The sequence below is a fragment of the Streptomyces sp. CoH27 genome, assembly GCF_020181035.1.
In the GTDB taxonomy this organism is placed as follows: domain Bacteria; phylum Actinomycetota; class Actinomycetes; order Streptomycetales; family Streptomycetaceae; genus Streptomyces; species Streptomyces camelliae.
In genome coordinates, this window is sequence record NZ_JAIQYY010000034.1 from 46146 (window position 1) to 59192 (window position 13047).

11 protein-coding genes are annotated in these 13047 nt (G+C 71.5%); 5 read left to right on the forward strand and 6 right to left on the reverse strand.

The window, feature by feature from the left end:
- The first annotated feature begins 17 nt into the window (after positions 1-17).
- Both LE548_RS38615 and LE548_RS38620 read left to right on the forward strand, forming a co-directional pair.
- A complete protein-coding gene (locus LE548_RS38615; RefSeq protein ID WP_225101723.1) occupies positions 18-602 on the forward strand; it encodes a hypothetical protein in 585 nt (194 codons plus the stop codon).
- A gap of 101 nt (positions 603-703) precedes the next feature.
- Entirely contained in the window at positions 704-5353 is a 4650-nt protein-coding gene (locus LE548_RS38620) for a cation-translocating P-type ATPase (protein WP_225101724.1), read from the forward strand.
- 244 nt (positions 5354-5597) lie between these two features.
- Here the strand turns inward: LE548_RS38620 and LE548_RS38630 are convergent, their stop codons facing one another.
- The 3 genes from LE548_RS38630 to LE548_RS38640 form a co-directional block, all read right to left on the reverse strand.
- Positions 5598-5987, reverse strand: a complete 390-nt coding sequence (locus LE548_RS38630) for an ArsR/SmtB family transcription factor (protein ID WP_374116230.1) — start codon at positions 5985-5987, stop codon at positions 5598-5600.
- A gap of 143 nt (positions 5988-6130) precedes the next feature.
- The gene (locus LE548_RS38635; RefSeq protein WP_225101725.1) at positions 6131-6706 is read right to left on the reverse strand and encodes a TerD family protein; all 576 of its coding nucleotides are present in this window, start codon (positions 6704-6706) and stop codon (positions 6131-6133) included.
- A 62-nt stretch (positions 6707-6768) separates the two neighbouring features.
- Complete coding sequence (locus LE548_RS38640; protein WP_225101726.1) at positions 6769-7485, reverse strand: hypothetical protein; 717 nt, start codon at positions 7483-7485, stop codon at positions 6769-6771.
- Between the two features lie 279 nt (positions 7486-7764).
- On the opposite strand from LE548_RS38640, the gene LE548_RS45715 reads away from it, so the two are divergent.
- The 3 genes from LE548_RS45715 (at position 7765) to LE548_RS38650 (ending at position 11157) form a co-directional block, all read left to right on the forward strand.
- Positions 7765-7890 carry a hypothetical protein gene (locus LE548_RS45715; protein ID WP_263637069.1) on the forward strand — a complete coding sequence of 42 codons (126 nt, stop codon included), beginning with the start codon at positions 7765-7767 and terminating at the stop codon, positions 7888-7890.
- Between the two features lie 76 nt (positions 7891-7966).
- Positions 7967-9256 carry a magnesium transporter MgtE N-terminal domain-containing protein gene (locus LE548_RS46225; protein ID WP_225101727.1) on the forward strand — a complete coding sequence of 430 codons (1290 nt, stop codon included), beginning with the start codon at positions 7967-7969 and terminating at the stop codon, positions 9254-9256.
- Complete coding sequence (locus LE548_RS38650) at positions 9253-11157, forward strand: NRAMP family divalent metal transporter (RefSeq protein ID WP_225101728.1); 1905 nt, start codon at positions 9253-9255, stop codon at positions 11155-11157. The genes LE548_RS46225 and LE548_RS38650 overlap by 4 nt, the downstream gene beginning before the upstream one ends.
- A gap of 24 nt (positions 11158-11181) precedes the next feature.
- Here the strand turns inward: LE548_RS38650 and LE548_RS38655 are convergent, their stop codons facing one another.
- The 3 genes from LE548_RS38655 to LE548_RS38665 form a co-directional block, all read right to left on the reverse strand.
- Positions 11182-11622 carry a hypothetical protein gene (locus LE548_RS38655; protein ID WP_225101729.1) on the reverse strand — a complete coding sequence of 147 codons (441 nt, stop codon included), beginning with the start codon at positions 11620-11622 and terminating at the stop codon, positions 11182-11184.
- Between the two features lie 105 nt (positions 11623-11727).
- Positions 11728-12459 carry an MgtC/SapB family protein gene (locus LE548_RS38660; RefSeq protein ID WP_225101730.1) on the reverse strand — a complete coding sequence of 244 codons (732 nt, stop codon included), beginning with the start codon at positions 12457-12459 and terminating at the stop codon, positions 11728-11730.
- A gap of 53 nt (positions 12460-12512) precedes the next feature.
- Positions 12513-12881, reverse strand: coding sequence for a VOC family protein (locus tag LE548_RS38665; protein WP_225101731.1), 369 nt, complete (start codon positions 12879-12881; stop codon positions 12513-12515).
- Between the last annotated feature and the right edge of the window lie 166 nt (positions 12882-13047).

A 13047-nucleotide genomic window follows, 5' to 3' on the forward strand; every position in this document is an offset into this window, starting at 1 on the left:
ACAGAGGGAGAGCGACCATGACTGTCAGTTCCCATACGCGTGGTTCACACGACACGAAGGCGACCCATCTTGTCCAGGACACGCTGGCGCATCCCGTGCAGACGGTGATGACGGCCGCCGAGAAGGTTCCCGGTGCCGAGAAGGTCAGGCCCGGCTTTGACCGGGTCAAGGGAGTGGTCGACGGTGTCCTGGACTCCGTCGGCATCGTCTCCCCCCACGCCCGGCGGGTCGCCGCGTACACCGGTGCCGGGCTGCTCGGCGTGGCCGGTGTGATCGAGTGGCCCGTGGCCGCGGCGGGCGCGGCGGTGGTGTGGCTCACGCAGCCGCGTCCCAAGGGTGCCGGCACGGCCGACGAGGCTGCGGGGTCCCGTACCGAAGGGCTGAGGGCGAAGCAGGCCGCGAGGTCGGCCAAGGCGTCGGCCACTGCAGGGGCGGCGCGGAGCCGCTCTGCCAAGGCGGCGTCGGGGTCGGTGAAGGCGAAGACCCGTCCGGTGAAGTCGACGAGTTCCTCGGGTACGGCGAAGGCCCGGTCGTCCAAGCGCGCGGCCGCGAGCGCGTCGAGCGCCTCGTCCGCCACGGCAGGCAGGAGGAAGAAGTCCTGACGCACGTTTCCGCCCCCTGAGATCCCCGTTCCTTCCCCACTTCGTCCCCGGCGACCGCCGTTCCGTCCGCGGCCCGAGCGGCAAGCCTGTAAAGGTGACAGATGCTGCTCCGCTCGCTGATGCTGCCTGCCGCGGCCGCGGCCCTTCAATCCGCTCTCGCTGCCCCCGTCGAGGCCAGGCGCCGGATCGCCCCGCCGGTCACGGAAGCGGCACGCACGGCGGCCGACCTCCTGCGAACCGGCGCGCACGGCGCTGCGAGGGGCGCGGCGGCGGTGTCGGCGGCGACGCGGCGGGTCGGCAGGGTCGTCCGTAACGCGGCGACCCCTCAGGTCGGTTACTGGCGCGCCGGATCTCGGATGCATCTCGCTTTGGAGCATCACCCGGATGCGGCGGCTCCCACGGCGAAGCGGCTGGAGGCAGCGGCCAGGAAGGTGGCCGTAGAGCTGGCCGAGCACCCTGACGTCCTGTTCGCCTACTGGGACGGCGGGCTGGAGCGGCTGGTGGTGCAGACCGCCGAGGACGCGGCCGGTGAAGAGCTGGTCGGCAGGGTGTCCGAACTGGCAGCCGAGCACGGGCTGGTGCACATCGGCGAGCAGACACTGGAACACGCCCACCCCGGCGCCGCCGGGGGCGTGCGTACCAATGCTCTCGCCCTGGCGTGCGACACGGCGGGCATCACCATCGCCCTCGCGGCGCGGCTGGCGTTTCTGCGGCGTGCGCCGGAGGCCCTGGTTGCCGCGGTCGTGGTGCTGCGCGAGGACTCGCGGGCAAGGGCCGTGCTGAGCCGCACGGTGGGCCCGGACGCGGCCGATCTGCTGCTGGCCGCGACCCACGCGGCCGTCTGCGGAATGGGACAATCGCCGAGTGCGCTGCTGCTCGATGCGGCGCTGCGAGGTGTCCAGTTGGTGGAGTCCCTGGCTCAGCTCGCGACGTTCGACGCCGTGCACGACACGCTGTGCGCCCCGCATCGGCTATCAGTTGCCAGAGGTGACGTCGAGCGTCCGCGGCTGCGTTCGTGTCCCGGCGACGAGTTCGCCGAAGCTGCGGTCAACGGGATGCTGTTCGGCGGCCTCACCACGTTCCTGTTCACCCGCGATCTCGACGAGGCGGCCGAGGCGGCGCTGGGTGGTTCGCCCAAGGCCGCGCGTTACGGCCCGGCGGGCTTCACCGCGGCGCTCGGCACCGCCCTGGCGCGCGAGGACGTCCTGGTCCGCGACTCCGAGCGGCTGCGTCGGCTGGAACTCGTGGACACCGTGGTTCTGCATCCCGAGGCGCTGCGCAGCACGCGACGCACGGTGCTGGAGGTCCATCCCAGCGCGCCCGGCTGGGACCGTACCCGGTTGTGGCTGGAGGCCACGGCGGTCGTCAGCGCGCGGGAGGAGGGGGCAAAACCGCCCCGCGGTCGGCGACTCGGGCTACGGCAGGTGCCCGACGAGAGGGCGCTTGGCACGGGGGCTCGGCAGGCAGTGCCCGCGGAGACGGGACCGCCCGCCACAGGACTGATGATCGCGTCGGCGCGCGGCAGGGACGTCGGCACCGTCCTGGTCGGCTGGGAGGTCGACCCGATGTCCGAGGCTGTGCTGGACGCGGCGCGCCGGGCCGGGCTGCACGTCGTGGTGGTGGACGACCACATGCTCGGTGAGTTCGGAAGCCTCGCCGACCAACTCGTCCCGGCAGAGGTCCCCTTGGCCCAGTTGGTGGCCGATCTTCAGCACGGCGGCCGGACTGTGCTGACAGTGGCGCGCATCCCGCACGAACGATCCACAAAAAGACAGGAGTTGACGGAGTCCGCTCGCGACGTGCTCGACGGGCTGCTCCGCAGTGACATCGCCGTCGCCGTCACCGACGAGCGCAGCGCCGTCGTCTGGGGCGCGGACATCCTGGCTCTGCGCGGGCTGGAGGGCGCCTGGCGGCTGCTGTCGGCCGTACCCGCGGCGCGGGCGGTCAGCCGACGGGCCACGTTCCTCGCCGAGGCGGGCACCGCGCTCGCCGAGCTCCTGGTTCTCACCCACGGGGCACGGTCGCAACGGATCCCCTTCCCCCTCGAACTGCGGCTCAGCCCCGTCACCCTCGCGACCGCCGTGTCCCTGGTGTCGGGCTGGTTCACCGCGCTGCCCGTCGCCCTCAGCGCGACCCCGCACCCCCGACCGCGGGTGCCCTGGCACGCCCTGCGCCCCGACGACGTCATGGCCCGGCTGGCGAAGGCGTCGCGGGCCGCGCCCACGGCATGGGCGGTGCTACGGGACCGGGCCGGGCGCGCTGCGGTGGGGTACCCGGTGTTCGCGCCGGCGCGGGTGGGTGCGCGGCTGGCAGGCGCCGTGTGGGCGGAGCTCGATGATCCGTTCACTCCCGTTCTGGTGGTCGGCGCGACTGCGTCGGCGCTGTTGGGGTCGGCCGTGGACGCGTTCCTCGTCATCGGCGCCGTGACGATGAACGCCCTGGTCGGCGGGGTGCAGCGGTTGCGTGCCGAGCAGGCGTTGTCCGCCCTGGTCAGGGGGCAACGGCGGACGGCGCGTCGCGTCGCCGACACCGCGGCTGGTGAGACGTTTCTCGTCGATGCCGCGCGCCTGTCGCCGGGCGAGGTGATCGAGCTGCACACCAATGACGTGGTGCCGGCCGACGCGCGGCTGCTGGAGGCCAGCGGATTCGAGGTGGACGAGTCCTCGCTGACCGGCGAGTCGCTGCCCACCCGCAAGCAGGTGGATCCCGTGCCGCAGGCGGCCGTCGCCGACCGCAGCTGCATGGTCTTCGAGGGCACCACGGTGGTGGCGGGCCACGCGCGTGCGGTCGTGGTGCACACTGGCGACCAGACCGAGGCGGGCCGCGCCGCGTCCCTCGCCGCCCGGGTTCCCACCTCGGCAGGAGTCCAGGCACGGCTGCACCGGCTCACCCGCCGGGTGCTGCCCCTCACCCTCGCGGGCGGCGCCGCGGTGACCGGCCTGTCCCTGCTGCGCGGCCGTCCGGTGCGTACCGCGCTCCAGGGCGGTCTCGCGGTTGCGGTGGCCGCCGTGCCCGAGGGTATGCCCCTGGTGGCGACCGTGGCGCAGATGGCCGCGGCGCGGCGGCTCAGCAGGCTCGGCGTCCTGGTGCGCACGCCTCGCAGCCTGGAGGCGCTCGGGCGCGTGGACACCATGTGCTTCGACAAGACCGGGACCCTCACCGAGAACCGGCTGCGGGTGATCCGCGTCATCACCGCCACCGGCGCCGACCGCTCGGTGCCCGACCTCGATGCGCAGACGGTCCTCCGTGTCGCCGCCCGGGCCTGCCCGCGCGCCGCCGAACAGGTCGGCCTCCACGCCCACGCCACCGACGAGGCCGTCCTGGCAGCCGCCCCGAGCGAATCAGGCTGGGCCATGGTGTGGGCCCAGCCGTTCGAGGCGAGCCGGGGCTACGCGGCCGCCGCAGGACGAGCCGCGGAGACGGACAGTGAGGTCCGCGGCGGCGCGGACCTGCTGGTCGTCAAGGGCGCACCGGAAGTCGTCCTGCCCTGCTGCCCCGATGCCGACCGGGCAGCCGTCGACGCGGCACACGCCCTCGCCGCGAAGGGCCTGCGGCTGCTTGCTGTCGCCCAGCGCCCGCTCGCGGCACAGGAGGCGGCAACTGCCCTGGACAAGCCCCTCGAACTGCTGGAACTCATCGGCTTCGTGGCCCTGGCCGACACCCCCCGCGCCAGCTCCGCCCCCCTGGTCGCCGGGCTCGGCGAAGCAGGCGTACGGCCCGTGATGCTCACCGGCGACCACCCCGAGACCGCCCGCTCGGTGGCCGTCACCCTCGGCTGGCCACCGGATGTCACCGTGGTCACGGGCGACGAACTGGCCGCACGGGACCGGGCCGGGCGGGCACGCCTGCTCAAGGACTGCGGCGTCGTGGCACGCGTGGCACCCGAGCAGAAGCTCCAGGTCGTCGAGGCGCTACGGGAGGCGGGACGCGTGGTGGGCATGGTCGGCGACGGCGCCAACGACGCCGCGGCCATCCGCGCCGCCGACGTCGGAGTCGGCATCGCGGCACGCGGATCGGCAGCCGCGCGCAACGCCGCCGACCTCGTGATCACCAACGACGATCTGTCGGTCCTCATCGACGCCATCGGCGAGGGCCGCGCCCTGTGGCACAGCGTGGCCGACGCGATCAGCATCCTGCTCGGCGGGAACGCCGGCGAAGTCGGCTTCTCCGTCCTGGGCACCCTGCTGTCCGGTACGTCGCCGCTCTCGACGCGTCAGCTGCTGCTGGTCAACCTGCTGACCGACATGTTCCCGGCGATGGCGGTCGCGGTCACCCCCCACTCCCCGGAACCCGCCGACGCGCCGGCCGAGGCCGACGACCACCCCGTCGGCCTTGCCGTCCTCGGCCGACCGCTGACCCGCCAGATCCGGCACCGCGGACTGATCACCGGGATCGGCGCGGCCATCGCCTGGCTGATCGGCACCCTTACGCCCGGTACGGCGCGACGCACCAGCACCATGGCCCTGTGCGGCGTGGTCGGCGCCCAGCTCACCCAGACCATCGCGGGACGCCGCAGCAGCCCACTGATCCTGGCCACCGCGCTCGGCACCGCAGCCGTACTCGTCGCCCTCGTCCAGACCCCCGGCGTCAGCCACTTCTTCGACTGCACACCACTGGGCCCACTCGCCTGGACCGGCGTTGCCCTCGCGATCGGTGCCGCCTCACTCGGCCCCTATGTCCTCCCGTACGCCGACCGACTGCTGGCCGACCTCACCACACGGCTACGTCCCGCCGTGCGGATCGTCTCCTGACAGCCGTACACGAGAGAGCCGGGTGCGGACTTCGGCGACGACCAGGTCGTTTCTGCCGGCTCTTGGACGCTGTCGAAGGCCAGCGGGCGCCCTCCGGCCGGTCCTTTGCGCCGGCGGCTGGCCCGCTGGTCATCGGGCTGCGCCGTGGTCGCCTTGATCCCCCGTCGTCACAGACAGCCGCGGTTCTCGCGGCTGGAGACATGACCCCCGCCCAGGCGTACGCCGCCGCCACCACCAGCCCGACTCAGACCGCTGACATGTGGGCAACCGCCTCATGTACCGGGGGCGCGCAATCGGGGAGGCGGGGGGGGCTCCGCCCGGCCCGAACGGCCAGCTGGCCGGTCAACTCCCTTACGACGGCGGAAGCATCCGTGTCGGTGGCGAAGTAGACCTGGCGTCGGCCCTCGCGTCGGGAGCCGACGGGTCCCGCCAGCTTCAGCTTCGACAGGTGCTGGCTGAACGCCGGCATCGCCGCGTCCACCTGGTCGGCTAGGCGGGTCACGTCGTTCTCACCCTGGGAGAGCACCCACAGCAGATGCAGCCGTACCGAGGACACCAGCGGTCCGAGCAGCATGCCCGCCTCCGCGAGCACGTCGGCAGACGGCTCGACGAGTCTGCCAGCCTCTGCTGCCACGTCTTCTCCCGCTGCGCATGGATCACTTCGTGCCTTGACGTTCAGTCAAGTTGCCCTGTCGGACGTGCACGGGCGCTCGCACCCCACAGCGCGCGGCGGATCAAGGGGACGCGCACCGGGTCCGCTCGGCGCCGAGGCCGGCCTCAGACGTTGACGCCGTAGTCCTGGACGATGCCGTGCAGACCGGAGGCATAGCCCTGGCCGATGGCGCGGATCTTCCATTCACCGCCGTACCGGTAGAGCTCGCCGAAGACCATCGCAGTCTCGGTGGACGCGTCCTCGGTCAGGTCGTAACGGGCGATCTCGCGGCCGTCGGCCTGGTTGACGACGCGGATGAAGACGTCGCGGACCTGACCGAAGTTCTGCCCGCGCTGCTCGGCCTCGTAGATGGAGACCGGGAAGGCGATCCTCTCCACCTGAAGCGGGACCGCGGCGAGATCGACCTGGATCTGCTCGTCGTCACCGTGACTGCCGCCGGTGAGGTTGTCACCCGAGTGCACGACCGAACCGTCCGGACTACGGAGGTTGTTGTAGAACACGAAGTGCTGGTCGGACAAGACCTTCCCGGACGCGTCGCACAGCAGCGCGGAGGCGTCCAGATCGTGGTCGGCGCCCGTGGTGGTGCGTACGGCCCAGCCGAGCCCGACGGTTACGGCGGTCAGTCCCGGCGCCTCCTTGCTCAGCGAGACATTGCCGCCCTTGGCCAGGGTCACGCCCATGAGATGTCCTCCCGCGATGATGGTGGGTAGGGTGCCGCCTCTGCGGCTTCCGTGCCTGCGTGCTATCGCAGTCGCGGAGGTGTGGGGCCGATGAAGCCCGGACTGCCAGGATTGTCACCGTCGGCGCCTGCCCAGCCGGCGGCTGCCTCGTGAGCGGAACGGACGGCTTCTTCTGCCATGTGCTCCTGTTCCAGGAGGCTGAGGAGGAACGGCACCATGCCGCGCTCCAGCAGCGCCGCCTGCCACGCATCCCACGCCTGACGCACGCGCGGATCTCTGCCGCCATGGTCCGCGTGTCCCGTCGACGACCGGTTGCGCGCCGCGGCGACCAACAGCCATATGAGATCGGCGACCCCGGATCCGACGGCCACGACGGCGGCGACCGCCCCTGCGGTGACCAGGGCGTCGCCGATGTGCCGGGCCTGATCCAGGGCGCGCAGCCCATACCCGAACACCAGGAACACGGCCCCCGCCATGGCCGAAAGGCTCGGCACGAACACGGCCAGCACCGGCAGGATCCCGCCTGCCGAACGTGAGGCAGCGCTTTCGTCGTGCTGGGCGGACGCTCCCTTCAGCTCAAGATAGTCCTGGTACTCGACTCCGGCTGCGGCCGTGATCGTTTCTCGCGCCGCCAGCGCCCGGGCACGCAGGTCCTCACGGGTGGCCCTCCCCGCATGCCGACGCAGCGCCTGACTCACTTCCGGAGAGTCCAGGGCTCGGTCCAGGATCCGTTCGAAGGCGGCACCACCACTTGCCGGCAAACGGTCGGGCGTGGACATGTGTGGCTCCCCGTTGGAAGTGAAGAGGGTCCCGGCGACGGCAGGCAAACCTGAAGGGAGATGCCGCGCACCGTCTTCTGGGACCGACGCGACAGGCATCGTAATGATTCTCTAATTGCGCAACTATGAAACCTTAGTCAAGCATGGACGACGGCTCGCCGGACAAGAGGCGCGACCGGCATTGGACGCGGCATCGGGGACGTGGAACCGGTGGCGCCGAGCCGCCGTACACAAAGCACATGTGGTACGCAGCGACTTGAAAGGCTGTAGGTGCATACGATGAGCCAGCCCCATGACATGGCCGCCCCGCTCCTGGCGGGCGCAGGACTCCGGATCGTCCTCGTCGTCGTGATGGTAGGCGTCGCGGCGTCTGCTGTGGTCCTGCTGCGCGCTTATTGCAAGTAGAACGGCCATCACCCGGACGCGGGACACGAAAAGGCGCTTCTGTCCCAATTTGCCGATGTGTGTCTAGCGTGGGGGTGTGGACCGTGTCGTACGTCTCGCACAACTTCTCCGCCGACCGGTAGTCGGCGGAGAAGGCGAGGTGGTGGGGCGGCTCGCCGATGTCATCGTGCGCCTCCGGGGACGCGACTATCCGCTGGTCACCGGCCTGGTCGCACGAGTGGGCGGGCGCGAGGTCTTCCTGCCGGCCGAGCAGGTCGCGGACCTGGACGTGGAGAAGATCACGCTGGCGAGCCCCCGGGTGGACCTTCGCCACTTCGAGCGACGCGAGGGCGAGGTGCTGCTGCGGTCGGACGTGCTGGGCCACAGAGTGATCGACGTGGCCGATGTCGAGCTGGTCCGGGCATACGACATCGAACTGGAGCAGCGGCTCGACCAATGGGTCCTGACCTGTCTGGACACGCGGAGACCGCCGCGCCTGTGGAGTTTCCGCCGAGGGCGTGCCAGGCAGCCCGACTGGCGGGACTGGAAGTCCTTCGAACCGCTGATCGGCCACGCCCGTTCCGCCCGGGTACGGGGGCCGTTCGCCCGCCTCGGGAAGCTGAGGCCCGCGGACCTCGCCGATCTGCTGGAGGATGCCAACCGCGTCGAGTCGCGCGAGATCCTCCAGACCGTGCACGCCGACCCCGAACTCGAGGCCGACGTGTTCGAGGAGCTGGAGCCGGACTCACAGACCCGGCTGCTGGGCGAACGCAGTGACGCCGAGATCGCCCAGGTCCTCGCCCGGATGCGTGCCGACGACGCCGCGGATGCCCTGAACGAGCTGCCGCAGAGCCGGCGCCAGCCCGTCCTGGACGCGCTTCCCGCCGGGCAGCGCACCAAGGTGCTGACGTTGATGGGGTTCAATCCCTCCAGTGCCGGCGGTCTGATGGCGCTCGATGTTCTGGCCATGGCGGGCAACCGCTCCGTCGAGCAGGCACTGCGGGCGGCGGGTGAGGCCCGCACCATGCAGCCGCAGGCGTTGACCAGCGTGTACCTGGTCGGGGAAGGGAATCGGCTGCTCGGCGTGGTCACCCTCGTGGAACTGCTCCAGGCCGATCCTGCCGTTCGGCTGGACGAGGTGGCCGACCATGATCCGGTCCGGGCCGGGCCGGACACCGACGTCGAGGACGTCGCCCTGCTCATGACCGACTACAACCTGCTCACCGTCCCCGTGGTCGACGACGAAGACCGCGTCCTGGGCGTCATCACGGTCGACGACGTCCTGGAGACAGTGATCCCGGAGGACTGGCGCCGACGCGAGCCCGCCCCGCACCCGGCCCACCGCAGGGAGGAATCCAGCCCGCACGACACGCTCCCCGGATCATGAGCGCGGACGACCGGCCCGCAGGTGCATCCGGCCACCCCGAGCCCCCGGGCCGGCCCGATCGGCCCACCCGCCCGACACCTCCGACCGACCGCCCCGGACCGGAGCGTCCGAAGCCTGCGCACCGCACCGAGCCGCCCGCCGGACCGGGACCCCCGACCACTGCGGCGCGCGAACCCACCCCGGAGACACCGGAGCGGAAGCGTGCGACGGGGCCACCGGAGCGCAGGCATCCGGTCGGGCCGCCGCCCAAGCGACCCGCCGAAGCCGCCGCCCGGAAAGCCGCCCACCGGCCCGCACGGCCCGGCGTTCTGCTCGACGAGGCCCACCTCGGCGAGATCCAGGGCGCCTTCGGCCGCGTCCCCGGCGAACGCGGTGAGGAACGGCCCGGCTTCAAGGCCCGGCTGCTGACACTGCTGGCCATCGTCGGGCCCGGCATCATCGTGATGGTCGGTGACAACGACGCGGGCGGCGTGGCCACCTACGCGCAGGCGGGCCAGAACTACGGCTACTCGCTGCTGTGGGTGCTGCTCCTGCTCATCCCCGTGCTGATCGTCAATCAGGAGATGGTCGTACGACTGGGCGCGGTCACCGGCGTCGGCCACGCCCGCCTGATCACCGAGCGGTTCGGTCGGTTCTGGGGCTGGTTCAGTGTCGGTGACCTCTTCCTGCTGAACTTCCTCACCATCGTGACCGAGTTCATCGGCGTCTCCCTGGCCGCCGGCTATCTCGGCGTCTCGCAGTACGTCGTGGTCCCGGTGGCCGCCGTCGTCCTGGTCGCCGTGACCGCGAGCGGTTCCTTCCGCCGCTGGGAGCGTGCGATGTTCGCCTTCATCGGCGCCAGCCTGCTGTTGATCCCGCTGACCCTGATGTCCGGGCCGCGGTGGGGTCACGTGGCCCGCGCCTTCGTTGTGCCCGGGGTCCAGGGCGGCGTCAGCAGCGAGGCCGTCCTGCTGATCATCGCGATCGTCGGTACGACCGTCGCGCCGTGGCAGTTGTTCTTCCAGCAGTCGAATGTCATCGACAAGCGCATCACCCCGCGCTTCATCGGCTACGAGCGTACCGACACGGTGATCGGCTCTGTCGTGGTCGTCGCGGGCGCCGCGGCGTTGATCATGATCGCCGACTTCGCGGCCCGCGGCACCGCCGCCCATGGTCACTTCACCGACGCCGCCGGAGTCGCCGACGCCCTCGGCCGGCACGACCCCGTGCTGGGCGTGCTGTTCGCGATCGTCCTGCTGGACGCCAGCATCATCGGGGCGGCCGCCGTCACCCTGGCCACCAGCTACGCCTTCGGCGACGTCTTCAACCTCCGTCACTCACTGCACCGCAGCTTCGGCGAGGCCAAGCGGTTCTACGGCTCCTACAGCCTGCTGGTCCTGGTCGCAGCGGCCATCGTGCTGATCCCGGGCGCGCCGCTGGGTCTGATCACCGAGGCCGTCCAGGCCCTGGCGGGGCTGCTGCTGCCGTCCGCGAGCGTGTTCCTGCTCCTGCTGTGCAACGACACCGAAGTACTCGGTCCCTGGGTGAACCCGCGCTGGCTGAACGTGCTCGCCACCGTCATCATCGCCGTCCTGCTGATGCTCTCCGGCACACTGATGGCGACCACTCTCTTCCCTGCGGTCAACGTCACCCGGCTCGCGATCTGGCTGGCCATCGCACTGGTCACGAGCCTGATCGCGGCCGGTGTCGCGCTCCGCGCCGCCCGGCGCCGCGCGCCCGCACGGCCGACGCCCGTGCTGTCGCGGGCCGAGAAGCTCGCCTGGCGCATGCCGCCCCTGGCGCTCCTACGGCCGGTGCGCTGGTCCGCGGGAACCCGCCTCGGCATGATGGCACTGCGCGGCTATCTGATCCTCAGCGCCCTGCTCCTGCTGATCAAGGCGATCCGGCTCGGCGGCTCCTGAACCAGGACCAGCGGTCCCGATCGATCAGTGACGTTGCCGGGCGGCATCGACCAGGAGGTGGGTGATTCCGGCGGGGAGGTTCAGATGGTGCTCGATCCAGTGGGCGTCCTGGCCGTGGGTGGCGAAGACCCACGCGGTGTACAGGGTGTTGAGACTGGGCGCGTCCTTGCCGAGCAGACACGGGCGCACGTCCTCCATCGGGAAACCCTCCAGCGTATCGGCGGTGAACCACGACTCGTCGACCGTCTCTGTCAGACTCCGGCGGCGCTGACGGGTCGCGCCGCGGTGGCTGTGCCACAGGGCCGCCACCACGACGAACGTGGCGGTGCCCGCGCCGATGAGGGCCCCGCTGACGAGCGGCCGGTCCCGGGCCGGTGCGGTGGCCAGCGCGGTCATCTCCAGCACCATCAGAATGATCACTCCCACCAGGGCGGTGACCTCGCCGGTGTGAGGCAGGGTCCTCATGACGCTCTCCCTTCGGCTTCCATCCTGGCCCGTCACCGGACCGATGTCCTGGTGCCGGACGGTCCCTGCCGGTACCGGGCGGCAGGAGGGCGTTGCCCTGGTGCGTCAGGCCAGTGCCCGGGGTCGTTCCCGCTCGGGCTCCTCGTCGTCCACGTGCCAGTGCAGGTCGCTCACGCCCGGCTCCAGGGACAGCCGGGCGATGACCTGCTCCAGCGCAGCGGCGACATCGCCGTTGATCGTGACCGCGGCCCGCAGGCTGGCGCTCTCCCCCTCGCGGCGGGCGCGCAGCCCGGTGGGGGCGAGTCCGGATGTGGTCAGGGTCTGCAGCAGCAGGGCGCGCAGGTGGGTCTCGGCCGTGCGCTCGCACACCAGGTGCACGGTGGGGCGGACGGTGGCGTCGGGATCGGTCCCGGAGGCGGGAGCCCGGTCCAGCAGCCGCCCGGCCGGCCGGAGCACCACATGGACGGCCAGGACCACCACGGTGCCGAGGCCGGCCAGGCTCAGCTTGCCGGAGGCGGCCAGTACTCCGACGGCCGCCGAGCACCACAGGGTGGCGGCGGTGTTCAGACCGCGCACCCCGGCGCCGTCGCGCAGGATCACGCCGCCGCCCAGGAATCCGATGCCGGACACGACGTAGGAGGCGACCCTGGTGGGGCTGCCGGCGTCGCCGACGGCCTCGCTGTACAGCACGAACAGCGTGGCGCCGACGGCCACGAGCGCGTTGGTGCGCAGGCCGGCCATCCGGGCGCGCCACTGCCGTTCGACGCCGATCAGCGCCCCGCAGGCCACCCCCGTGGCGAGCCGGATGACGAAGTCATAAGTGGTCAGGGCGCGCACGCGGCACCTCCGTCACGGTTGCAATGCCGACAGCGGATGGACTGCCGACGGGATCAGGTAAGGGGCTGGAGGAACTCCAGGCGGTTCCCGACCGGGTCGGGGCTGTAGAACCGGCGGTGGCCGGGCAGGTTGTCGTCCCACACGACGGGAAATCCGTGGGCGGCGACACGCTCGGCAAAGGCGTCGATTCCCGTGACGCGCAGCCCGGGGTGAGCCTTCATGGCGGGGCGGAAGGGGTCCTCGATGCCCAGGTGGAGCTGGACGGTGCCGTCGGGGGTGGCGAACCAACAGCCGCCGCGGGCGGCCAGGACCGGAGGCTTGGGGATCTCGGTCATGCCGAGGGCGCCGGTGTAGAACGCGCGGAGTGACTCCTCGCTGGCGGTCGGTGCGGCGAGCTGGACGTGGTCGAGAGCGGTGAGCATAGGACCGGCTTTCCTGTACGGGCTGTCGGTGGATGGTTCGCGGCGGCATCCGGGGTGGCTCGGCCACCCCGGACAGCGGCGGCTCAGTGCTCAGTGGCCGAGGGCGACTTCGACGATCTTGATGACGACGAGGACCATGGCGATGAGGAGGTAGGTGCGCAGGGCG